This window comes from Streptomyces sp. WM4235, assembly GCF_001279725.1.
In the GTDB taxonomy this organism is placed as follows: domain Bacteria; phylum Actinomycetota; class Actinomycetes; order Streptomycetales; family Streptomycetaceae; genus Streptomyces.
Genome location: NZ_LGDE01000371.1, coordinates 24,343 through 46,170, shown reverse-complemented (window position 1 = coordinate 46,170; position 21,828 = coordinate 24,343). Strand labels below are relative to the sequence as shown.

General features: G+C 72.1%; 18 protein-coding genes and 1 pseudogene. 9 read left to right on the top strand and 10 right to left on the bottom strand.

Annotation, left to right across the window (positions count from 1 at the left end; genetic code table 11):
* Nucleotides 1–99 precede the first annotated feature (99 nt).
* Nucleotides 100–618, bottom strand: a complete 519-nt coding sequence (locus ADK55_RS22815) for a hypothetical protein (protein WP_420713678.1) — start codon at nucleotides 616–618, stop codon at nucleotides 100–102.
* 297 nt (nucleotides 619–915) lie between these two features.
* Nucleotides 916–1,506 (bottom strand): papain-like cysteine protease family protein, encoded by a 591-nt coding sequence (locus tag ADK55_RS22810; RefSeq protein ID WP_053681591.1) that lies wholly within the window; start codon nucleotides 1,504–1,506, stop codon nucleotides 916–918.
* 251 nt (nucleotides 1,507–1,757) lie between these two features.
* Here ADK55_RS22810 and ADK55_RS22805 point away from each other — a divergent pair, with 251 nt between their 5' ends.
* The gene (locus ADK55_RS22805; RefSeq protein ID WP_053681588.1) at nucleotides 1,758–2,696 is read left to right on the top strand and encodes a hypothetical protein; all 939 of its coding nucleotides are present in this window, start codon (nucleotides 1,758–1,760) and stop codon (nucleotides 2,694–2,696) included.
* Between the two features lie 45 nt (nucleotides 2,697–2,741).
* On the opposite strand, the gene ADK55_RS22800 is transcribed toward ADK55_RS22805, so the two are convergent.
* Nucleotides 2,742–3,173 (bottom strand): Rieske (2Fe-2S) protein, encoded by a 432-nt coding sequence (locus ADK55_RS22800; protein WP_053681586.1) that lies wholly within the window; start codon nucleotides 3,171–3,173, stop codon nucleotides 2,742–2,744.
* Between the two features lie 110 nt (nucleotides 3,174–3,283).
* Here ADK55_RS22800 and ADK55_RS22795 point away from each other — a divergent pair, with 110 nt between their 5' ends.
* Nucleotides 3,284–4,153 carry a carbohydrate kinase family protein gene (locus ADK55_RS22795; protein WP_053681584.1) on the top strand — a complete coding sequence of 290 codons (870 nt, stop codon included), beginning with the start codon at nucleotides 3,284–3,286 and terminating at the stop codon, nucleotides 4,151–4,153.
* A gap of 210 nt (nucleotides 4,154–4,363) precedes the next feature.
* Here the strand turns inward: ADK55_RS22795 and ADK55_RS22790 are convergent, their stop codons facing one another.
* Nucleotides 4,364–4,969 (bottom strand): TetR/AcrR family transcriptional regulator, encoded by a 606-nt coding sequence (locus tag ADK55_RS22790; protein ID WP_053681582.1) that lies wholly within the window; start codon nucleotides 4,967–4,969, stop codon nucleotides 4,364–4,366.
* 68 nt (nucleotides 4,970–5,037) lie between these two features.
* Between ADK55_RS22790 and ADK55_RS22785 the strand changes: the two genes are divergently transcribed.
* Nucleotides 5,038–5,688, top strand: a complete 651-nt coding sequence (locus ADK55_RS22785; protein ID WP_053681580.1) for an NAD(P)-dependent oxidoreductase — start codon at nucleotides 5,038–5,040, stop codon at nucleotides 5,686–5,688.
* Between the two features lie 163 nt (nucleotides 5,689–5,851).
* Here the strand turns inward: ADK55_RS22785 and uvrA are convergent.
* Nucleotides 5,852–8,831: pseudogene (gene uvrA / locus ADK55_RS22780) on the bottom strand (excinuclease ABC subunit UvrA).
* Between the two features lie 187 nt (nucleotides 8,832–9,018).
* Here uvrA and ADK55_RS22775 point away from each other — a divergent pair.
* From ADK55_RS22775 to ADK55_RS22765, 3 genes are all read left to right on the top strand, one after another.
* Nucleotides 9,019–9,717: a maleylpyruvate isomerase family mycothiol-dependent enzyme gene (locus ADK55_RS22775; RefSeq protein ID WP_053681578.1), complete on the top strand. Its 699-nt coding sequence runs from the start codon at nucleotides 9,019–9,021 to the stop codon at nucleotides 9,715–9,717.
* A 9-nt stretch (nucleotides 9,718–9,726) separates the two neighbouring features.
* Nucleotides 9,727–10,383, top strand: a complete 657-nt coding sequence (locus ADK55_RS22770; RefSeq protein WP_053681576.1) for an MBL fold metallo-hydrolase — start codon at nucleotides 9,727–9,729, stop codon at nucleotides 10,381–10,383.
* Nucleotides 10,384–10,609: 226 nt separating this feature from the next.
* Nucleotides 10,610–11,929, top strand: coding sequence for an MFS transporter (locus ADK55_RS22765; protein WP_053681574.1), 1,320 nt, complete (start codon nucleotides 10,610–10,612; stop codon nucleotides 11,927–11,929).
* 28 nt (nucleotides 11,930–11,957) lie between these two features.
* On the opposite strand, the gene ADK55_RS22760 is transcribed toward ADK55_RS22765, so the two are convergent.
* From ADK55_RS22760 to uvrB, 4 genes are all read right to left on the bottom strand, one after another.
* Nucleotides 11,958–12,944 (bottom strand): TerC/Alx family metal homeostasis membrane protein, encoded by a 987-nt coding sequence (locus ADK55_RS22760; protein WP_053681572.1) that lies wholly within the window; start codon nucleotides 12,942–12,944, stop codon nucleotides 11,958–11,960.
* 275 nt (nucleotides 12,945–13,219) lie between these two features.
* On the bottom strand, nucleotides 13,220–15,187 hold the full coding sequence (locus ADK55_RS22755) for a TerD family protein (RefSeq protein WP_053681570.1): 1,968 nt from the start codon (nucleotides 15,185–15,187) through the stop codon (nucleotides 13,220–13,222).
* Between the two features lie 50 nt (nucleotides 15,188–15,237).
* On the bottom strand, nucleotides 15,238–15,816 hold the full coding sequence (locus ADK55_RS22750) for a TerD family protein (RefSeq protein ID WP_053681568.1): 579 nt from the start codon (nucleotides 15,814–15,816) through the stop codon (nucleotides 15,238–15,240).
* 90 nt (nucleotides 15,817–15,906) lie between these two features.
* Nucleotides 15,907–18,054 carry an excinuclease ABC subunit UvrB gene (gene uvrB, locus ADK55_RS22745; protein ID WP_053681566.1) on the bottom strand — a complete coding sequence of 716 codons (2,148 nt, stop codon included), beginning with the start codon at nucleotides 18,052–18,054 and terminating at the stop codon, nucleotides 15,907–15,909.
* Between the two features lie 223 nt (nucleotides 18,055–18,277).
* Between uvrB and ADK55_RS22740 the strand changes: the two genes are divergently transcribed.
* From ADK55_RS22740 to ADK55_RS22730, 3 genes are all read left to right on the top strand, one after another.
* Nucleotides 18,278–19,186 (top strand): glycerophosphodiester phosphodiesterase, encoded by a 909-nt coding sequence (locus ADK55_RS22740; RefSeq protein WP_053681564.1) that lies wholly within the window; start codon nucleotides 18,278–18,280, stop codon nucleotides 19,184–19,186.
* Between the two features lie 61 nt (nucleotides 19,187–19,247).
* Entirely contained in the window at nucleotides 19,248–19,811 is a 564-nt protein-coding gene (locus ADK55_RS22735; protein WP_053681562.1) for a methylated-DNA--[protein]-cysteine S-methyltransferase, read from the top strand.
* Between the two features lie 232 nt (nucleotides 19,812–20,043).
* Nucleotides 20,044–21,351 carry an MFS transporter gene (locus ADK55_RS22730; RefSeq protein ID WP_053681678.1) on the top strand — a complete coding sequence of 436 codons (1,308 nt, stop codon included), beginning with the start codon at nucleotides 20,044–20,046 and terminating at the stop codon, nucleotides 21,349–21,351.
* 66 nt (nucleotides 21,352–21,417) lie between these two features.
* Here the strand turns inward: ADK55_RS22730 and ADK55_RS22725 are convergent, their stop codons facing one another.
* Entirely contained in the window at nucleotides 21,418–21,795 is a 378-nt protein-coding gene (locus tag ADK55_RS22725; RefSeq protein ID WP_053681560.1) for a cupin domain-containing protein, read from the bottom strand.
* Nucleotides 21,796–21,828: the final 33 nt, after the last annotated feature.

Here is a 21,828-nt window from a genome sequence, read left to right as displayed (position 1 = left end):
CTTCGGCGCGACGGTGTCCGGGCGGCGCCCGGGGAGGGGCGCCGCCCGGACCCGCGTGGCCCGGCCCCCTGGCGGAGGGCCGGGACCCGCGGGCCTCCCCTACGGGCGGACCGTGCGGCGGCGCAGGAGCAGGATCCCGGCGCCGCCCAGCGCGAGCGCCCCGGCGGCCCCGGCCGCTCCGACCGTCGGCGAGGCCGGGGACGGGGTCGGGGAGGGCTCGGTGGGGCGGGCCGCCGTCGCCGCGGCGGGTTCGGCGTAGCCGCCGGCGCGGCCGTCCCTGGCGTAGGCGGAGCCGGGGAGTTTGTCGCCGTAGGCCTTGGCGACGCGTGTCCGGTAGCCGGCCAGGCTCGTCCCGGCGGCCCCCACGGCGCGTGTCGCGTCCTCGTCGAGCGGCAGCACCCGGTCGCCCCGGGCCACGTACCAGGCGTCGATCTGCGGCTCGCGGAACACGGTGCCGCCGGGCAGTTTCTCCGCCCCGAGTCCGGCGTAGCGGCACTCGTCGTCGCCGGTGGCGATGTTCACGACCTGCCAGCCGGCGGGTGTCCGGGCGGTCCACAGGGCGGCCCGCTGTCCGTCGGAGGAGACGGCCTCGCTCGCGAGGAACTCCAGGCGGGCCACGGGTGCCCCCGCCTTGCCGGCGACGAAGTCCGGGGAGAGGTGGTGGACGGGGATCGTCTCGCCCTCGATGCGGGGCTTGGCCTCGGCGAGGCCGACCCTGCCCTCCCGGGCGAAGAACCGGGCGAGTGTGGCCAGGGTGTCGGGGGCGACGGCCGCCTGTCGGGCGGCCGCCCGGACGTCGGCCCCGGCGGACGGGGGCTGCGGTACGGGGACGCCTGGGCCTGCGGGGACAGGAGCAGGCAGGCACCGGCGAGGACCGCGACGGCGGCGGCGCGCAGGGGTACGGCGGTCACGGCGTCACGCTCCGATCCGGTAGAGGGAGTGGGTCCAGGAGAAGGTGTCGTTGTCGACGTACCAGGCGTGGGAGGCCCAGTTGTAGCGGTCGCTGGAAGGCCACGGGTCGCCCCAGTAGACCCAGCTGTTCGCGGTGTCGTAGCCGTGGATCACGTGCATGTGGCCGCCGCCGTTGGACCACTGGATGCGGGTCTCCACGGGTCGGCCGGCGTTGATCTCGGTCTGGACGGTGGAGTACTGGAGCCAGCCGGTCACGTAGGAGCCGGGGTTGACCCCGGCCCAGCGCAGACCGGTCTGGACGTTGCCCAGGGTGGCCTGGTTGTTGGGGCATTCGGTGCCCTGTTGACGGTTGAAGGCGGCGTTGCAGAACTGGTTCTGGCTGTAGGAGCGACCGAACCAGGTCGCGATCGTGTTGCCGCCCGCGGCCCAGCACCAGTTGGTCTTCTGTTGGGCCTGCATGGTGATGTTCAGGCGCTTGGAGGCGAGAGCGGAGTCCGTGCCGGCGTCGACGGCGGTGGCGGTGCCGGTGGACAGGACGAAGAGCAGGGCAATGAGGAGGGCGGCCGGGGACAGCCGCCGGTTGGACTTGCGCATCGCGTTCCTCCCGTGGTGGAGAGTGGGGATCGGAGGAGCGCGTCCGGACGCTGTGGAGGAGCATCGGGGTGTTGTCGCGATCAGGTCAACACGCTTCAATACGCGGTGACATCGCCGTGTGAACGGGGCAACCGGAATGTGAACGGCCGCCCTCCGTCCACCCGCGCTCACCAGGGCCCACCTGAATCCCGGGCGTCCCGGACGCGGTCTCCCGCCCCGTGGCGCGTGAACGTTCACAGGAGGTTTCCGCCATGCGGACGACCGCGGACAGTGCCCACGACCTGCCGCGACTGTTGCGCGCGGGCCCCTTCCACCTCGCGCTGCGGGCCGCGCTGACGGCCCGCGGCCTTCCCCTGCACCGGGTACAACACCGGCTCGCCGCGCGGGGCATCAAGCTCGGCGTGACGAGCCTCAGTTACTGGCAGCAGGGCGCGCGCCGCCCCCGGCGCGCCGAGTCCCTGAGGGCCGTGCGGGCGCTGGAGGAGATCCTGGAACTGCCCGGGGGAACCCTGTCACGTCTGCTGGACACACCGGAGGGCGCCTCAGCGGAATCGATTCGCCCGCCGGGTCGCTCGTACCGCTCCCTGGTCAGCGTGGGCGCCGCCGTGGAGGAGCTGTTGGCCTCGATGGAGCTGCCCTCGGACGGCGGTCTGCACACGGTCGGCCACCACGAGCGGGTGCGGATCGGCGCCGCCGGCGAGTTGGTGGGCCGGGTGTCGCAGCACGTGGTGCGTGCCCACCGCGACGGGGTCGACCGGTACCTCGCCGTCCACCACGGCGATCCCGGCTGCGATCCCGCCCGGGTCCGGGTGCGGGCGGAGGAGAACTGCCGGACGGGGCGGGTGCGGTGGCACCGCGAGGCGGAGGTGGTGGTCGCCGAACTGCTCTTCGACGCACGGCTCCGCGCGGGCGACACGTACGTCTTCGGCTACGGCTTCGAGGACGGCACGGGCGGCCGGTGCACCGAGTACGTACGCGGCTTCAGCTACACCGGCGGCCAGTACATGCTCCAGGTCCGCTTCGACGAGGCGGCCCTGCCCGTGCGCTGCCGGCGGTTCAGTCGGAGCGGCCCGGGGGCACGCCGCGACGGCCTGACGGATCTGACGCCGAGCGGTAGGCACCGGGCCGTGCACCTGCTGGAGGAAGGGGTGCGGCGCGGGATCCTGGGCATCGCCTGGGACTGGGAGTAGCCGCGTGCGCCGCTCCCCGTGGCTCCCGTCCGTTGCGGGGCGGGTTCAGCCGGCGACGAGCCGGCCGCCCTCGACCTTCACGGGGACCTCGGGCAGCGGGGCGGAGGCCGGGCCCCGCAGCACCTTGCCGGTGGCCACGTCGAAGCGGCTGCCGTGGCAGGGGCAGTTGCCCTCACCCTCGACGATCTTGTCGAGGACGCATCCGGCATGGGTGCACTGGGCGCTGAACGCCTTGTACCGACCCTCCGCCGGGCAGCTGACGACGAGCTTGCGCTCGCGGAACAGCTTCGAGCCGCCGACCGGGACCTCGCTCGCCGCACCCAGTTCGACCGGCTCCGTCGGGACCGCCGGGGAGCCGCCTGCGCTGTTGGTCTCGGTGGAACAGGCCGCCAGGGTCACTCCGGCGCCCGCGGCCCCGGCGAGCGCGGCCGCGCCCTTGAGCACGGTACGGCGGGCGGCGGACTGCGACGCGGACATGGAACTCTCCCGGGATTCGGCATGGGGTTGGACGTGAGGTGGGCATGGGATTGGACGTGGGGTTCGGCCCACCCGACGATACCCGCGCCCGATGGGGTACCTTCCCCCGCGTGATCGTCGTCGGTGGAGAAGCCCTGATCGACCTGGTGCCCGTCGCGGAGCCGCCGGGCGCCCTGCTGCCCCGCGCGGGTGGCGGACCGTACAACACGGCGCTCGCGCTGGGCCGGCTCGGCGCCGATGTCGCCTTCTGCTCCCGGGTGTCGACGGACGGCTTCGGCGTCTCGCTGCTGGACGGCCTGCGGGCCGCCGGGGTGGACCTCTCGCTGGTCCAGCGCGGCCCCGAACCGACCACGCTGGCCGTGCCGTCGCTGGCCCCGGACGGCTCGGCGGCCTACGTCTTCCACACCGAGGGCACCGCCGACCGGCTGTTCACCCTGCCGCCCGCCCTGCCGCCCGGCGCACGGGCCCTCGCGCTCGGCACCTGCTCCCTGGTACTGGAGCCCGGGGCGAGCGCCTACGACGCCCTGTTGCGCCGCGAGTCGGGACGCGGGCTGACGACCCTGATGGACCCGAACATCCGCCCGGCGCTGATCCCGGACGCGGACGCCTACCGGGACCGCTTCCTGCGCCGGCTCCCCCACGTGTCGATCCTCAAGCTCTCCGAGGAGGACGCGGCGTGGCTGGGCGGCCGGGTCGCCGACTGGCTGGCGGCCGGACCGTCGGCCGTGGTGCTCACCCGGGGCGGGGCAGGTCTGACGGTGTGGACGCGCGAGGGCGCGGAGCATTCCGCGCCCGGTCTGCGGGTGCCTGTCGTGGACACGATCGGCGCGGGTGACACCGTCAACGCGGCGCTGCTGCACCGACTGACCGGGCGGCCCGGGCCGGTGGACTGGCCGGAGGTACTGGCGTACGCCGCCCGCGCGGCGGCGGTGACCTGCACCCGTGCGGGCGCGGAGCCGCCGTACGCCACCGAACTCTGACCCGACGGCGGGGGGTCGACGGGTCGCGGGGCCGCGGGGTCCGGCGCCACGCGGAACGCCCCACCACGGCGGGCCCGAGCGCAGCGCGGGACGCCTCGGCACGGTGCGGGGGCGCCTCGGCGCGGCACGGGGGCGCCTCGGCGCGGTGCGGGACGCCTCGGCACGGCCGCGCCCCGGGGACGCCCCGGCGCGGCACGGCACGGCTTCGTCTCAGCGCAGCGCCGCCCAGACCGTGCGGGCCAGGCCCGGGGCGAACTCCTCGACCGGCCGTACCACGTCGGCTCCGGAGAAGTGCAGGAAGAAGGCCCGCTGGAAGCAGGCGCCGAGCAACAGGGCGGCTGCCGCTCCGGGGTCGGCGTCGGGGCGCAGCCGCCCTCGGTCACGCTCGCGCGCCAGGTGGCCGGTGAGGGCGTCGAGCATCACGTGCGGTCCGGCGCCGATCTCGCGTACGCCTTCGCGGTGCCGCACGAGCAGGGCGGGGTCCGCGAAGAGGGAGGCCGCCATGGGCATGGCGTCGGCGTAGAAGAGCGAGGCGTGTCGGGCGATCTCGGCCAGTCGGGCCTCGACCGGCTGCTCCCCCGGGTCGGTGGTCAGCGCGGCCATGAGCGCGGCGGCGTTGGGCCTGCGCTCCATGAGGACTCGGACGAACAGCTCTTCCTTGTTCGCGAAGTACTTGTACAGCGCGGCTTCCGAGCAGCCGGCCTCGCGGGCGATGGCCTTGGTGGTGGCGTTGGCCAGCCCTGTGGTGCGCATCAGCGTCTCGGCGGCGTCCAGCAGACGCTCCGGGGTGGGGCGGCTTGACGTGGGGGTGAGCATTCACTCACTCTAGTGGAAACGGGGGTGAGTGAATACTCACCCACCATCGACGGGGGCAGGAGCTCGCAATGAGACTCACGGTGTTCGGGGCCACGGGCGGAGTCGGCCGCGAGGTCGTCCGGCAGGCACTCGACGAGGGTCACGAGGTGACGGCCGTCGTGCGCGACCCGGCGCGGCTGGACGTGCCGGCGCACGACCGCCTCCAAGTGGCCGTGGTGCGGGACCTGACGGACCAGGAGGCCCTGCTCCCGTTCCTCACGGGCCGGGACGCGGTGATCTCCGCCCTCGGCTCGGCGAACAACAAGCAGGCCCGACTGACCCCGATCGCGGGTCCGGCCCTGCGGTCGATCGTCTCGGCGATGGACCGGGCCGGGGTGCGACGCCTGTCGGCGGTGAGCGCCGCCCCGCTGGGCCCGCCGAACCCGCGGGACGGAGTCGTGACCCGGGTGGTGGTCTACCCGATCCTGCGGCGGGTGCTGCGGAACCTGTACGCGGACCTGGCGGTGATGGAGGCGGCGATCAGGGCGGGAGACGTCCAGTGGACGGTGGTCCGCCCGCCGCGCCTGCTGAACCGGCTCCGCACGGGCACGTACCGCAGGGCCCTCGACGCCAACGTCCCCGACGGCAAGTCCATCGCCCGCGCGGACGTCGCGGACGCCCTCCTGAGCACCCTGACCGATCCGACGACGATCGGCCACGCGATCGGCATCGCCACCTGATCACCCACCCTCGGCCTGCCGTCCGCCGCCCGCCCGCGACCTGCCCGCTGCCCGGGCATGACGAAGGGGCGCCCGCGTACGAGATCGTACGCGGGCGCCCCTCCCCGACCCTGCGCGTGCGCTGCCCGCAGGCGCCGGCCGGGTGCGAGACCGTCGACGGGAGCTATGCCTTGCGGGCCCTCGTCGTCTTCTTCGCCGGGGCCGCGGTCTTCTTGGCCGCCGCCGCCGTCTTCTTCGCCGGAGCCGCCTTCTTGGCGGTGGTCTTCTTGGCCGCGGGCTTCTTCGCCGCAGACCGGGCCGGAGCCGACCCCGCGTCGGAGACCCGGTCCGCGCCCAGGATGTCGCGCAGGAACTTGCCGGTGTGGCTCGCCCCGACCGAAGCGACCTGCTCCGGGGTGCCCTCGGCGACGACCAGGCCGCCGCCGTAGCCGCCTTCGGGGCCCATGTCGATGACCCAGTCCGCGGTCTTGATGACGTCGAGGTTGTGCTCGATGACGATCACCGAGTTGCCCTTGTCCACCAGGCCCGACAGCACCTTGATCAGCTTCGAGATGTCCTCGAAGTGCAGGCCGGTCGTCGGCTCGTCCAGGACGTACACCGTCCGACCCGTCGACCGCTTCTGCAGCTCGGACGCCAGCTTCACGCGCTGCGCCTCGCCGCCCGACAGCGTCGGCGCGGACTGACCGAGCCGGACGTACCCGAGGCCGACCTCGTTCAGGGTCTTCAGGTGCCGGGCGATCGTCGGCACCGCCTCGAAGAAGTGCAGCGCCTCCTCGATCGGCATGTCGAGGACCTCGGCGATGGACTTGCCCTTGTAGTGGACCTCCAGCGTCTCCCGGTTGTACCGGTCGCCGTGGCAGACCTCGCACGGGACGTACACGTCCGGCAGAAAGTTCATCTCGATCTTGATCGTGCCGTCGCCGGAGCAGTTCTCGCACCGGCCGCCCTTGACGTTGAAGGAGAAGCGGCCCGGCAGGTAGCCGCGCACCTTCGCCTCCATCGTCTCCGCGAAGAGCCGGCGCACGTGGTCGAAGACACCGGTGTACGTCGCCGGGTTGGACCTCGGCGTCCGACCGATCGGCGACTGGTCGACGTGCACGACCTTGTCGACGAGGTCGTCCCCGTCCACCCGGGTGTGCCGTCCCGGAACGGACCGGGCGCCGTTCAGCTCGCGGGCCAGGTGGGTGTAGAGGATGTCGTTGACCAGCGTGGACTTGCCGGAGCCCGAGACGCCCGTGACCGCCGTGAGCACGCCCAGCGGGAAGGACACGTCGATGTCCCGGAGGTTGTTCTCCTTGGCGCCGTGGACGGTCAGCCGGCGCTCGCCGTCCACGGGGCGGCGGACGTCCGGCAGCGGGATGGACCGCTTGCCCGACAGATACTGCCCGGTGATCGACTCGGTGTTCTTCAGCAGTTCCTTGAGCGAGCCGCTGTGCACCACCTTGCCGCCGTGCTCGCCGGCGCCGGGGCCGATGTCCACGACCCAGTCGGCGACCTTGATGGTGTCCTCGTCGTGCTCGACCACGATCAGGGTGTTGCCCATGTCGCGCAGCCGCACCAGCGTCTCGATCAGCCGGTGGTTGTCCCGCTGGTGCAGGCCGATGGAGGGCTCGTCGAGGACGTACAGCACGCCCACCAGGCCGGAGCCGATCTGGGTGGCGAGCCGGATGCGCTGGGCCTCGCCGCCCGAGAGGGTGCCGGCGGCGCGGTTCAGCGAGAGGTAGTCCAGGCCGACGTCGACGAGGAACCGCAGCCGCTCGTTGACCTCCTTCAGGACCCGCTCGGCGATCTTCTTGGCCCAGGAAGTCCGCGCACTCGCTGATCGACATCGCGGCGACGTCGGCGATGGAGCTGTCCATCACCGTGACCGCGAGCACGATCGGCTTGAGGCGGGTGCCCTCGCAGGTGGGGCAGGGCACCTCGCGCATGTAGCCCTCGAAGCGCTCGCGGCTGGCGTCGCTCTCGGACTCCGCGTGCCGCCGCTTGACGAACGGCACGGCGCCCTCGAAGGCGGTGGTGTACGCCCGCTCGCGCCCGTACCGGTTGCGGTAGCGGACCTCGATCTGCGTCTTGTGGCCGTACAGCAGGGCCTTGCGCGCCCGCAGCGGCAGTCCGGCCCACGGGATGTCGGTCCGGAAGCCGAGCTCCCCGGCGAGTGCGCCGATCAGGCGCTGGAAGTAGTCCTTGGTGTGTCCGAGGGACCACGGGGAGACCGCGCCCTCGTCCAGGGACTTCTCCTCGTCCGGGATGATCAGGTCCGGGTCGACCTCCATGCGCGTGCCGATGCCGGTGCACTCGGGGCAGGCACCGAAGGGCGAGTTGAAGGAGAAGGAGCGGGGCTCCAGTTCCTCGAAGGACAGGTCGTCGTACGGGCAGTAGAGGTGCTCGGAGTACATCCGCTCACGCTCGGGGTCGTCCTCGGCGAGGTCGACGAAGTCGAGGATGACCATGCCGCCGGAGAGCCCGAGGGCGGTCTCCACGGAGTCGGTGAGCCGGCGCTTGGCCCCGTCCTTGACGGTGAGGCGGTCGATGACCACCTCGATCGTGTGCTTCTCCTGCTTCTTGAGCGTGGGCGGCTCGGAGAGCTGGATGGTCTCCCCGTCCACCCGCGCCCGGCTGTACCCCTTGGTCTGGAGGTCGGCGAAGAGGTCGACGAACTCGCCCTTGCGCTCGCGCACCAGCGGCGACAGGACCTGGAAGCGGCTGCCCTCGGGCAGTGCGAGGACCTTGTCGACGATCGCCTGCGGCGACTGCCGCGCGATCGGTCGTCGGCACTCGGGACAGTGCGGCTTGCCGATGCGCGCGAAGAGCAGGCGGAGGTAGTCGTAGACCTCGGTGATGGTGCCCACGGTCGAGCGCGGGTTGCGCGAGGTGGACTTCTGGTCGATGGAGACGGCCGGGGAGAGGCCCTCGATGAAGTCGACGTCGGGCTTGTCCATCTGGCCGAGGAACTGGCGGGCGTACGACGAGAGCGACTCGACGTAGCGGCGCTGACCCTCGGCGAAGATCGTGTCGAAGGCCAAGGAGGACTTGCCCGACCCGGAGAGTCCGGTGAAGACGATGAGGGAGTCGCGGGGCAGGTCGAGCGAGACGTTCTTCAGGTTGTGCTCGCGAGCGCCACGAACGATGAGACGGTCGGTCACGCCGGTCCGCACCTTTCTTGAGAGAGCGGGGGCACGGGCCCCCGTCCCAGGGTATGGGGGGCGCCTCTGCGATGGGCTTGATGAGTGGACTTCCGAGCGTATAGCACGCACATTCGATTTACGGCACGCGCAAGACCTGTTCACCCGATCGTGTGGCGGAGGCCTTGTCCGCACTAGGCTCGGAACCATGACTGATCATGTGCACGACCTGCGATCCCTGCGTGAGGCCACCGATCGGTTGCTGACCGCGGCCGCGAAACTGGACAACGCCGCCCTGGCCGAGGAGTCACTTCTCCCCGGGTGGACCCGCGGCCACGTCCTGGCCCACCTGGCACGCAACGCGGACGCCCTCGTGAACGTCGTCGAGGGACGCCCGATGTACGTGAGCGGCACCGCGCGGGACGCGGACATCGAGCGCGACGCGGGCCGACCCCTGGTGGAACAGCTGGAGGACCTCCGGCATTCCGCGGACCGGTACGAGGCGGCGACCGAACTCCCGCAGGACTGGTCCCGGACCGTGGAGCTGCGCAACGGCGTCACCGACTCCGCCGCCCGGATCCCCTTCCGCCGTCTCGTGGAGGTCGAGCTGCACCACGTCGACCTCGGCATCGGGTACGGGCTCGCCGACCTCCCGGACGGGTTCACCGCCCGTGAGATCGAGTTCCTGACCGACCGCTGGTCCGGCCGTCAGGAGGTCCCGCCGGTGACCCTCGTGCTCGGGTCCGGCGGCCCCGACCGCACCTGGCACATCGCCGGCGGCGAGGGCGCCCCGGTCACCGTGTCGGGCACCGGCGCCGAACTGCTGGGCTGGCTGGCCGGGCGCGGCGACCTCGGCGCGCACCTGACCGTGGACGGCGGCTCCCTCCCCGCTCTCCCGCCGCTCTAGGATCGACACATGACGTACAGCGGAGCGGTGAAGGTCGGCGGTCCGGCCGACGTGCATGAACTCTCGGACCTGATGATTTCCAAGGTCGCGGTGGGCCCGATGAACAACAACGCCTACGTACTGCGCTGCCGGGCGACCGACGAGCAGCTGCTGATCGACGCGGCCGCCGAGCCGGAGACGATCCTGCAGCTGATCGGCGACGGCGGAATCGCGTCCGTGGTCACCACCCACCGGCACGGTGACCACTGGGGCGCGCTCCAGGCCGTGGTCGAGGCCACCGGCGCGCGCACGTACGCGGGCGCCTTCGACGCCGAGGGCATCCCGGTCGCCACGGACGTGCCGGTGCGGGACGGGGACACGATCCGGGTGGGTCGCGTCGAGCTGACCGCGCGGCACCTGGTCGGTCACACCCCCGGCTCGATCGCGCTGGTCTACGACGACCCGCACGGGCACCCGCACGTGTTCACCGGCGACTGCCTCTTCCCGGGCGGCGTCGGCAACACCTCGGGTGACGCGAAGGCCTTCGCGCAGCTGATCGACGACGTCGAGCACAAGCTCTTCGAGCGGCTGCCGGACGAGGCCTGGGTCTACCCGGGGCACGGCAACGACACCACGATCGGCACCGAGCGGCCGCACCTGGCCGAATGGCGCGAGCGCGGCTGGTAGCGATCACCACCGGCCGGCCGGCGTCGGATGCCGGCCGGCCTCCGGCGGCGGTTCGCCGACCGCCGGCGGCCGGTCGGCGGCCGGTCGGAGCCCCGTCAACACCGGGAAGGGGTGAACTCCTTCCGGTCGATGACGGCCGCACGCACGTCCCGAGGGTGTGGGGTGGGGTAGTTCCCGCACCATGCGACAAGACCCCTCCCCCGCCCCCTCCTCGGAACCTCCCTCGATGCTGCGGCTCGCCTCGGCCTCCCTCGCCGGCACCGCCATCGAGTTCTACGACTTTTTCGTGTACGGCACGGCCGCCGCCCTGGTGCTCGGCCCGCTGTTCTTCCCGTCCCTCTCGCCGCTCGCCGGAACCCTCGCCGCCTTCGGCACCTTCGGCATCGGCTTCCTGGCCCGCCCCCTCGGTTCGGCCGTCTTCGGCCACATCGGCGACCGGTACGGCCGCCGTCCCGTCCTGCTGGGTTCCCTGCTGCTGACCGGCCTTGCCACGGTGCTGGTCGGCTGTGTGCCGTCGTACGCGTCCATCGGCATCGCCGCTCCGCTCCTGCTGCTCCTGCTGCGCTTCCTCCAGGGGCTCGGGCTCGGCGGCGAGTGGGGCGGCGCCGTGCTGCTGACGGCCGAGCACGCGCCCGAGCACCGGCGCGGGCTGTGGGCGAGCTTCCCGCAGGCCGGCCCGGCCGTGGGCTTCCTGCTGGCCAACGGCCTGATGCTGACCCTGTCCGCGACCCTGACCGACGCGCAGTTCACCTCCTGGGGCTGGCGGGTCCCGTTCTGGGCCGCCGCGGTGCCGGCGCTGGCCGGGCTGTGGCTGCGGCACTCGGTCGAGGAGACCCCGCAGTTCCGCGCGCTCGCCGAGACCGGCCGCCGGGCGCGCAGCCCGCTCGGCGAGGTGGTGCGGGATCACTGGCGGCTGCTGCTGCTGACCGGCGGGGCGCTGGCGATCGGTTACGCCGTCTTCTACGCGGTCACCACCTGGTCCCTGGCGTACGCCACCGAGCACCTGCGGGTGGACCGCACGGTCATGCTGGCCTGTGTGATGGCGGCGGTCGCCCTGAAGGGCCTGGCGACCCCGCTGGTGGCGCTGTGCGGTGACCGGTGGGGGCGCCGCCCGCTGTGCCTGGCCGGTTGTGCGCTCTGCGCGGTGTGGATGTTCCCCTTCGTCGCGCTGCTGCGCACGGCGGATCCGCTGCTCATGACCCTGGGCTGTGTGGTGGCGCTGCTGGGCATGGTGACGATGTTCGCCGTGGTGGGCGCGTACCTGCCCGAGCTGTACGCCCCGCGGATCCGCTGCACGGGGGCGGCCGTCGGGTACAACCTGGGCGGGGTGCTGGGTGGGGCGCTGACCCCGATCGTGGCGACCGCGCTGGCGGACGGTTCGGGCCCGCCCTGGGGGGTCGCCGTGTACCTGACCGTGATCGCCCTGGTCAGCCTGGGCTGCTTCGCGCTGCTGCCGGAGACGAACCCGACGGTGCTCGCCGAGCGGGGCTCGAAGGCGGCCGGGGGCACGCGAACGGGGGCGGCCGAAGCGGCCGCCCCCGTGTGAGTCGACGGACTCCCGACCCCGACAGGACCTAGGCGTCGATGGACTTGGAGTCGGCGGTGGCGGCCTCGGCCGCCGCCTGCTTCTTCGAGGCGATCAGGCTGGTGATGGTGGTGATCACCAGCACGCCGCAGATGACGCCCAGGGAGACCGGGATGGAGATCTGCGGGACGTGCAGTCCGGACTCGTGCAGGGCGTGCAGCACCAGCTTGATGCCGATGAAGCCGAGGATCACGGACAGGCCGTAGCTGAGGTGGACCAGCTTCTTGAGCAGGCCGCCGATGAGGAAGTACAGCTGGCGCAGACCCATCAGGGCGAAGGCGTTGGCGGTGAAGACGATGTACGGGTCCTGGGTGAGGCCGAAGATCGCGGGGATCGAGTCCAGGGCGAACAGCACGTCGGTGGTGCCGATGGCGAGCATGACGACCATCAGCGGGGTCATGATGCGCTTGCCGTTGTTCCGGATGAAGAGCTTCGTGCCGTGGTAGCGGTCGGCGACGCCGAACTTCTTCTCGATGGTCTTCAGGAGGCGGTTCTCCTCGAACTCCTCTTCCTCGTCGTTCCCGCGCGCCTCCTGGATGAGCTTCCAGGCGGTGTAGATCAGGAACGCGCCGAAGATGTAGAAGACCCACGAGAAGTTGGTGATGATCGCGGCGCCGGCGGCGATGAAGATCGCGCGGAGCACCAGGGCGATCAGTACGCCGATCAGCAGGACGCGCTGCTGGAGCTGGGAGGGCACCGCGAACTTCGCCATGATCAGGACGAAGACGAAGAGGTTGTCGACGCTCAGCGACTTCTCGGTGATGAAGCCGGCGAAGAACTCCTGGGACGCCTGGCCGTTGCCGAAGAACAGCAGGCCGAGGCCGAAGAGGCCGGCGAGGGCGATCCAGACGACCGTCCAGATGCCCGCCTCCTTCATGGATACGTCATGGGGCTTGCGGCCGATGAAGAAATCGGCGCCGATCAGGATGCTCAGACCGAGAATGGTCAGCAGCCAGATGTTGAATGAAACGTCCACTGTCTACACGCCTCCGGCGGGATGGCTCAGCACTTCGTCAGCGTCATCGCTGCCGGAGGTCTCTTCCACCCGGATGGCCTGGAGGCCTCGGGCCGGCGCCCCGGGACCGATCGCGGTCCGTATTGACGGGTACGCCGTAGCAGGTAGCAGGAATACTCCCCTCCGCGTGCACCACAGTACCCGCCGAACCGGGGAAAGGTAAAGGGAGTCCCAAGAAAGGGTCAGTGGCAGGTCACACACGCGTCATGAAACGGTCCGTGACCTGCCTGCCTGACTCACGGACGGGTGCTGCGCCGGGCCTCCGAAATGCGGTTCAGTGCCTGGTCGAGGACCTGGCTGCCCTGCGGGGGCAGGTCCGGGGTGAAGGTCCAGGCGTGATGGACCCAGGGGTCGGCCAGGTGGTTGTCGGGGACCGGCGACAGTCGCATCAGCGAGCGCCACAGGGGGTCGAGCAGCGGCCCGTAGGCGGAGGCCTCGTCACGGTCGGCGACCATCAGCAGGTGCACGCCGACCGCCGGCCCCTCGTCGGCGAGGTAGCGCAACTGGGTGACGGACCGGTCGTCGAAGCCGTGCGGGAAGTCGTGGACGATCAGGAGCTGCTCGGCCGTGTCCACGTCCGGCGGCAGGTCCTCGGGGGCGCCGGCCCGCAGCGCCATCTGTACGAGGTCCACCCGCCGGGTCAGTCGCGCGAGGGTCTGGGTGACCCCGGTGGCACCGGAGGCGGGCGGGGCTGCCAGCACCCCCGCGCGGACGAGCGGGGCCAGCGAGGCGGCGCCCGCCCCGGCGGCGTCGATGACGTGCACGGAGTACTTGTCGCCGGGATGGACGGCGAGCAGCCGGACGGCGTGCGCGACGGCCATGTCCATGGCGGCCCGGCGCAGCCGGTCGGTGTCCATGGCCATGGCGGACTCGGAGCCGGTACGGCCGTTGTCGATCCACAGGCCGCGCTCCAGCGGCACCCGCATGAGCATCGGGATGCGCAGTTCGGGGCGCTCGGGCAGCGACAGGTCGCCCAGGCGCAGCGCGAGCGGGTTCTCCTGGGGGGTGCCGGGGGCATGCCAGACGGGGTTGTCCCAGCGGGCGTACGCGGCCGGCAGCGCGGGTTCGACCACTTCGGACTCCGCGACCAGCTGGGCCAGGTCCCGGTCGAGCACGGCGCGGGCCTGGGCCACGAGCTCCTCGCGTCGCGCCCGGGCGGTGGCGCGGGCGCCGTCGCCGGAGCCGCCGAGGCGGTGGCGGGGGTCGGAGAGCGCCTCGTCGAGCTCCCGGTCCATGCGGGAGTCGGCGAACTCGACGGCGCTGCGGTAGGCGGCGACCGTGCGGGCCATGTCCTCGAACATGCCCCAGACCTGGTTGTAGAGCCGCTCGTCCATGGACCAGCCACTGGCGTCGCCGGCGACGGGGCGCGGCGGTCGGCCCGGCTCGTCCGGTTCGGCGGCCCGCGGCGCCGGTTCGGGCGCCTCGGTGCTGGTCCGGCGGCGGCGCGGGTGGGCGTAGCTGATGGTCGGCGGGCCGCCCGCGGTGTCGCCGGCCGAACCGGCGCCGGTCGCGAGGGGCACGTCGGAGACCGGGATCGGGTCCGGCGGCTCGGGGGCCTGCGGGGTCGTGGTCGGGGGCGGCGCGTCCAGCGGAGCCCGCAGGCCGCGGGGGACGGTGGGGGCGGGCCCGGCCGGCATGACCGCGAGGGTGATGTCGCCCGAGGCCACGAGCCCCGTGGCGGTGGCGGCCAGCTCGGCGGCGGCCGGTGCGGGCAGTCCGGCGTCGGCCAGGAGGGCGCTCAGCCCACCGGCGTACCCCTGGCCCACGGCCCGGACCTTCCAGGCACCCTGGCGCCGGTACAGCTCCAGGGCCACCACGGCGGTCTCGGACTCCAGGCCGGTCAGGGTGTACCCGGCGAGTTCGGCGCCCTGCGGTTCGGCGACGGCGACGTACGAGGCCGGCACCGCGCCGAAGCGCGCCGGGCCGCCGGGCGGCAGCACGAGCAGCACCCGGAGCCGGTGGACGGCTTCGCCGACGGCGTCGAGGTCGACGGTGAAGCGGTGCCCGCCGGCGACCGTGTCCGGGACCTCCAGGCCCGGCAGTGCCCGGGCGCCGGGGTGGGCCAGCGACGCGGGTCCGGCCAACCGGCCCTCGTCGTCACCGGTCGAGACCAGGGCCAGTACCGGCGTGCCCGCCGAGACCCTGATCTCCACCCTGCTCTCGGACAGGGGGTGGTTCTGCCCCCGGACCAGTTCGGCCGTCATCGTGCAGCCCTCCCCCGTGCCTTCTTCTCTTTGCTCTTGTCCGGTGCTGCTTACAGGTGCGGCAGGATCGACGGCATCAGGTCCTGGAAGGTCCGGCCGTTGGCCGGGTTTCCGAGGGCCGTCATCTGCCAGCCGGCGCCCACGCGGGACACCTTCGCCATGATCTGCGCGGTGTACGCGCCGCCGCCGTCGAGGGTGTAGCGGGCCAGTTCCTGGCCGTTGGTCTCGTCGACGATGCGGCAGAAGGCGTTCTGCACCTCCTGGAACGTCTGCCCGGTGAAGGAGTTCACCGTGAAGACGATCTGGTCGATGTGCACCGGCACGCGCTGGAGGTCGACGAGGATCGCCTCGTCGTCCCCGCCCTGGCCGACGCCGCCGACGAGGTTGTCACCGGTGTGGCGGACCGAGCCGTCGTCGCTCTGCAGGTGCCGGAAGAACACGACGTCCACCGGCTGCTTGTCGGCGAACAGCACCGCCGACGCGTCGAGGTCGATCTCCCGGGTCCGCGACCCGAACAGCCCCCGACGCTTCGCCGCCTGCCAGCCGAGCCCCATCCGGACCGCGGTCAGCGTGCCTCCGTCCGCCTTCTGCAGACTGATGGCCTGACCCTTGGTCATGTTGACCGTCACGTGATGTCCCCTCTCCATGGCCCGCCCCGTTGTCGGCGGGTCGCAGCGTGTACCTGCGGCTGGTGCCCAACCCTACTGACAGCCCCCACGTCAGGCGAGGCCCGCTTCCCTCATCTGTCGAAGCTCCTTCTTCAGCTCGCCCACCTCGTCGCGGATGCGGGCCGCGACCTCGAACTGGAGCTCCGCCGCCGCGCCCCGCATCCGTTCGGTCATCTGCTCGATCAGCGCGGCCAGTTCGGCGGCGGGACGGTCCGTGGGGGTGCCGGCGGCCTTGGCCCCCTTCGCTCCCTTTCCACCCGCCTTGCCCCCGGCGGCCTTGCCGCCGAGCGCGGGCACCGGGGCCTTGGCGCCCTTGCCCTCCTTCGCCTGCCGGTAGCCGGTCCCGAGCAGTTCCTCGGTGTCCAGCTCCTCGCGGGCGATCGTGGCGACGATGTCGTTGATCTTCTTGCGGAGCGGCTGCGGGTCGATCCCGTTCGCCGTGTTGTAGGCGATCTGCTTCTCGCGGCGACGGTTCGTCTCGTCGATGGCCTTCTCCATGGCCGGCGTCATCTTGTCCGCGTACATGTGGACCTGGCCGGAGACGTTGCGCGCCGCGCGGCCGATGGTCTGGATCAGGGAGGTCCCGGAGCGCAGGAAGCCCTCCTTGTCCGCGTCGAGGATGGCCACCAGCGAGACCTCGGGAAGGTCGAGGCCCTCGCGCAGCAGGTTGATGCCGACCAGGACGTCGTACTCGCCGGCGCGCAGCTCGCGCAGCAGCTCGATGCGGCGCAGGGTGTCCACGTCGCTGTGCAGGTAGCGGACCTGGATGCCGAGCTCCAGGAAGTAGTCCGTGAGGTCCTCGGACATCTTCTTGGTGAGGGTCGTGACCAGGACGCGTTCGTCCTTCTCGACCCGCTGCCGGATCTCGTGCACCAGGTCGTCGATCTGGCCCTCGGTGGGCTTGACGACGACCTCGGGGTCGATGAGGCCGGTGGGGCGGATGATCTGCTCGACGAAGCCGTCGCCGCGGGAGAGCTCGTACTTCCCGGGGGTGGCGGACAGGTAGACCGTCTGGCCGATCCGCTCCTGGAACTCCTCCCACTTCAGCGGCCGGTTGTCCAGGGCGGACGGCAGCCGGAAGCCGTGGTCGACCAGGGTGCGTTTGCGGGAGGCGTCGCCCTCGTACATCGCGCCGATCTGCGGCACCGTGACGTGCGACTCGTCGATGACGAGCAGGAAGTCCTCGGGGAAGTAGTCGATGAGGGTGTTCGGGGCGGAGCCGCGCTCGCGGTCGTCCATGTGCAGCGAGTAGTTCTCGATGCCGGAGCAGGACCCGATCTGGCGCATCATCTCCAGGTCGTAGGTGGTGCGCATGCGCAGCCGCTGGGCCTCCAGCATCTTGCCCTGCTTCTCCAGCTCGGCCAGCCGGTCGGTCAGCTCGGCCTCGATGCCGGCGACCGCCTTCTCCATGCGCTCGGGGCCGGCGACGTAGTGGCTGGCGGGGAAGACGTACAGCTCGCGGTCCTCGCTGATGACCTCGCCGGTCAGCGGGTGCAGGGTGGACAGCGCCTCGATCTCGTCGCCGAACATCTCGATGCGGACGGCCAGTTCCTCGTAGACCGGGAAGATCTCGATGGTGTCGCCGCGCACCCGGAAGGTGCCGCGGGTGAAGGCCACGTCGTTGCGCGTGTACTGGATGTCGACGAACCGGCGCAGCAGCTGGTCCCGGTCGAACTCCTCGCCGACCTTCAGCGAGACCATCCGGTCCACGTACTCCTGCGGGGTGCCGAGGCCGTAGATGCAGGACACGGAGGCGACGACGATGACGTCGCGCCGGGTCAGCAGCGAGTTGGTCGCGGAGTGGCGCAGTCGCTCCACCTCCTCGTTGATCGAGGAGTCCTTCTCGATGTAGGTGTCCGACTGGGGTACGTACGCCTCGGGCTGGTAGTAGTCGTAGTACGAGACGAAGTACTCGACGGCGTTGTTCGGCAGGAGCTCGCGGAACTCGTTCGCCAGCTGGGCGGCGAGCGTTTTGTTCGGCGCCATCACCAGCGTCGGCCGCTGGAGCTTCTCGATCATCCAGGCAGTGGTCGCCGATTTGCCGGTGCCGGTCGCACCCAGCAGTACGACGTCCTTCTCACCTGCACGGATGCGCTTTTCCAGCGCGGCGATGGCCGCCGGCTGGTCGCCGCTGGGCTGGTAGGGGCTGACGACCTCGAAAGGCGCCACCGTGCGTTCGATCTTCGATACGGGCCGCATGCCTCAACCGTACGACCCCCCACTGACACGCACGTCCGCCACGGGCTTCCGGGGGTCCGGCGGGTCTGCTCCATTCTGGTCCGTTTGTCGTAGTTCGGTGGCGGCCCCGTGATCTTCAACCCCATGATGATCGCGAAACTCCGTGAAGTGCATCGCCGCAACGTCTGCCGCTCCGCGCCCGTTTGAGGCAGGGAGCAGGGCTCACGACCCGAGGAGAACGCACATGTACGTCGTCCGACCAGCAGCCGTGGCCGCCGCAGTCCTGGGCCTCGCCCTCTCCGTGCTGGGCACGGCCACCTCGGCCACCGCGTCCGGTCCCGCCTCGGGGTCCGGCTCGGCCGCGTCCTCCCCCCCGGTGGTCTACGCCCACCGGGGGGCTTCGGCGTACGCCCCGGAGAACACGCTGGCCTCGATCGACCTCGCGATGCGGATGGGCATCGACTGGGTCGAGAACGACGTCCAGCGCACGAGGGACGGCGTCCTGGTCGTGATCCACGACGACAACCTGGCCCGCACCACCGACGTCGAGCAGGTGTTCCCCGACCGCAAGCCCTGGCTGGTCAAGGACTTCACCGCGGACGAGATCGCCCTGCTGGACGCGGGCAGCTGGTTCGGCAAGGACGAGCAGTACGCGGGTGCCACGGTGCCGACCCTGCGGGAGTACCTCGCGCGGGTGCGGCGCAACCAGCAGAAACTGCTGCTGGAGATCAAGAGGCCGGAGATCTACCCCGGGATCGAGCGGGAGACCCTGAACCTGCTGGACGCCACCGGCTGGCTCGACAGGAACCGCGTGGAGCGGCGGCTGGTGGTGCAGAGCTTCAGCGCCGACTCCATCCGGATCGTGCACGATCTGCGGCCCGACCTCGTGACGGCCTTCCTGGGCACGCCCACCGTGGCCGAGCTGCCGCGATACGCCGCCTTCACCGACCGGATCAACCCCTGGCACACCACCCTCTCGGCGGACTGGGTGGCGGCCGTGCACGCCCTGCGCGGCCCCCACGGCAAGGCCATGGAGGTGGACACCTGGACCGTGGACAACGCGGCCACGGCGCGAAAGGTCCAGGAGATGGGCGTGGACGGGATCATCACCAACACGCCCGACGTCGTGCGCAGGGCGGTGGGCTGGTACTGAGCCCCGCCCCGGCCGCGGCGAACCCGTCGTCGTTGTCCGCGGGGCGCCGTACCGTGGACGGGTGGACAGCTCCGAGCGGCCCCGCGGGCCGCACCTCGAATGGACGGTCGTCACCGGCGACATCGGCCCCCTGCTCCTGGCGGCGACCCCCGAGGGGCTGGTCCGCGTCGAGTTCCACGCCGGACCGGACCGCGTCGAGAGGATGATCGGCTCGTTGGTCTCCCGGCTCGGCGCCGACGCCTGGCGGCCCGCGCCGGGCGAGGAGGTCCTGCTCGCCGAGCCCGTACGCCAGCTGAACGCCTACTTCGCCGGTTCGCTGCGGCGCTTCGAGCTGCCGCTGGACTGGCGGCTGAGCTCCGGCTTCAACCGCCAGGTGCTCCTGGAGCTGGACCGCTCGGTGCCCTACGGGTCGGTCGTCGGGTACGGGGAACTCGCCGCGCGGGTCGGGCAGCCGGGCGCGGCCCAGGCCGTGGGCAACGCCATGGGCTCGAACCCCCTGCCGCTGGTGGTGGCCTGTCACCGGGTGGTGGAGAACGACGGCGGGATCGGCGGGTTCGGCGGCGGGGTGGAGACCAAGCGCCTGCTGCTCGCGCTGGAGGGCGTGCTTCCGCAGCCGCTGTTCTGACGGCGTGCCTCCGCCGCTGTTCCGACGCCCGGGCCCGGCGCGACCCGGCGAGACCCGGCGCGGCGTCACGGGCGCGCGCGGGTGCACACGGGGCGCGTGACCGCGCATCGTCCCGAGGGCCCGGATACCCGGTTCCACCTCGCGGTACGGGGTGGCACACTGCCGCGGTGAACACTCCCGCCGCCGCACCCGGCTCCCCGCCCTCCGCCCGCCCGCCGCGGCCGTCGAGGGGGTGTGGGCGGTGACGGCCTCCCCCGGTACCGAACGCACCGCGCCCTCGGTCGCGGCGACGGACCTCCCCCGGTTGCAGCGGCGCACGTCCGCCGTGCTGATCGCCGCTCAGATGCTGGGCGGGCTGGGCGTGCCCATCAGCATCGCCCTGGCCCCGGTCCTCGCCACCGAGGTCAGCGGCACCGAGGCCATGTCGGGATTCGCGTCCACCGCCTCCGTGATCGGCACCGCGCTGCTCTCGCTGCCGCTCGCCGCCCTGATGACCGCGCGCGGGCGCCGTCCGGGTCTGGTCCTGGCGTACGCGATCGGAGCCGCCGGCGCGGCCCTGGTCGTACTGGCCGCCACGATCGGGAACTTCCCGCTCCTGCTGGTGGGCATGGCCGCCTTCGGCGCCGCGTCCTCCGCCAACCTCCAGGCCCGGTTCGCCGCCGCCGACCTCGCGGCGCCCGACCGCCGCGCGCGGGCGATCTCCGTGGTCGTGTGGGCGTCCACCATCGGCGCGGTGCTCGGCCCGAACCTCTCCGCACCGGCCAGCCACAGCTTCGCCGGGACCTCCATACCCGAGACGGCGGGCCCCTTCGTGTGGGCCGGCGCCGTCTTCGTCCTCACCGGCACCCTGATCGGCGTCCTCCTGCGACCCGATCCGCTGCTGACGGCCCGGGCGCTGGCCGCGCCCGGGGAGCAGACCCGGGCCGGGCGCTCGCTGCGCGCCGGTTTCACGGCCGTCCGGGAGTCGCCGCGTGCCAGGCTCGCCCTGCTGACCGTCGCGGTGTCGCACACCACCATGGTCTCGATCATGGTCATGACCCCGGTGGACCTCGGTCACCACGGCGCCGACCTGAAGCTCGTCGGACTGGTGATCAGCGGTCACATCGCCGGCATGTTCGCCTTCTCCCCCGTCATGGGATGGCTCGCCGACCGGATCGGCCGGCTGTCCGTGATCGGGCTCGCGGCCGGTCTGCTGTCGGTCGCCGCGCTGCTCGCCGGTACCGCCGGCCCGAGCCACGCGCAGTCCGCCCTCGGCCTGTTCCTGCTCGGTCTCGGCTGGTCCGCGGGAATGGTCTCGGGCTCGGCCCTGCTGACCGATTCCGTACCGCAGGCCGCGCGGGCCGCCGTCCAGGGACTGAGCGACCTCACGATGAACGCGGCCGCCGGTCTGGGCGGGGCCGCGGCCGGCCTGGTCATGGCCCGGGCGGGATACGGGTGGCTCAACGCGATCGGCGCCGCGCTGCTGCTGCCGATGGCGGCCCTGGCCCTCTTCACGGCGCGCCGGCACCCGGCCCCCGCGAAGGCGGACGCGGGCGCGTAGGCCGTCTCTTTCGGATCCTGCCGGGGCCGCGGGTCCGGCTGCCTCGTCGGCGGGGAGCGGTGCCGCCTAGTAGTTGATGTGGTAGGCCTTGCGCAGCGTCTCGTGGACGGTCCAGGTGGTCTTGTCGCCCTCCCTGAGCACGCAGGCGGAGCCGGGGCCCACCTCCAGCGTGTCGCCGCCCTCGACCTCGATGGTGGCGCGGCCGGCGACCACCACGAACAGTTCGTCGGCCTCGGTGTCCGTGACCACGCCGGGGGTGATCTGCCAGATGCCCCGGATCCGCGAGCCGTCCTCGGCCTCCCACAGCACCTTGCCCGTGACGACGGGCGTGCCGGAGACGATCTGGGCCGGGTCGAGCTCCTCCACCTCCAGTTCGGCGTCGGGGAAGTCCGTCACGGAGACGGCGAAGGAGGCGGGGGCCGCGCTGTGATCAGGGGTGCTCATGGCCCGTCAGCCTAATCGGGTGGTCCCCCGCGT

Coding starts and splice junctions, on each gene's coding strand:
- ADK55_RS22740 (WP_053681564.1), top strand. CDS start 18,278: ATGTACGTCGTCCGACCAGCAGCCGTGGCCGCCGCAGTCCTGGGCCTC.
- ADK55_RS22725 (WP_053681560.1), bottom strand. CDS start 21,795: ATGAGCACCCCTGATCACAGCGCGGCCCCCGCCTCCTTCGCCGTCTCC.
- uvrB (WP_053681566.1), bottom strand. CDS start 18,054: ATGCGGCCCGTATCGAAGATCGAACGCACGGTGGCGCCTTTCGAGGTC.
- ADK55_RS22755 (WP_053681570.1), bottom strand. CDS start 15,187: ATGACGGCCGAACTGGTCCGGGGGCAGAACCACCCCCTGTCCGAGAGC.
- ADK55_RS22765 (WP_053681574.1), top strand. CDS start 10,610: ATGCTGCGGCTCGCCTCGGCCTCCCTCGCCGGCACCGCCATCGAGTTC.
- ADK55_RS22800 (WP_053681586.1), bottom strand. CDS start 3,173: ATGTCCGCGTCGCAGTCCGCCGCCCGCCGTACCGTGCTCAAGGGCGCG.
- ADK55_RS22810 (WP_053681591.1), bottom strand. CDS start 1,506: ATGCGCAAGTCCAACCGGCGGCTGTCCCCGGCCGCCCTCCTCATTGCC.
- ADK55_RS22785 (WP_053681580.1), top strand. CDS start 5,038: ATGAGACTCACGGTGTTCGGGGCCACGGGCGGAGTCGGCCGCGAGGTC.
- ADK55_RS22770 (WP_053681576.1), top strand. CDS start 9,727: ATGACGTACAGCGGAGCGGTGAAGGTCGGCGGTCCGGCCGACGTGCAT.
- ADK55_RS22775 (WP_053681578.1), top strand. CDS start 9,019: ATGACTGATCATGTGCACGACCTGCGATCCCTGCGTGAGGCCACCGAT.
- ADK55_RS22805 (WP_053681588.1), top strand. CDS start 1,758: ATGCGGACGACCGCGGACAGTGCCCACGACCTGCCGCGACTGTTGCGC.
- ADK55_RS22790 (WP_053681582.1), bottom strand. CDS start 4,969: ATGCTCACCCCCACGTCAAGCCGCCCCACCCCGGAGCGTCTGCTGGAC.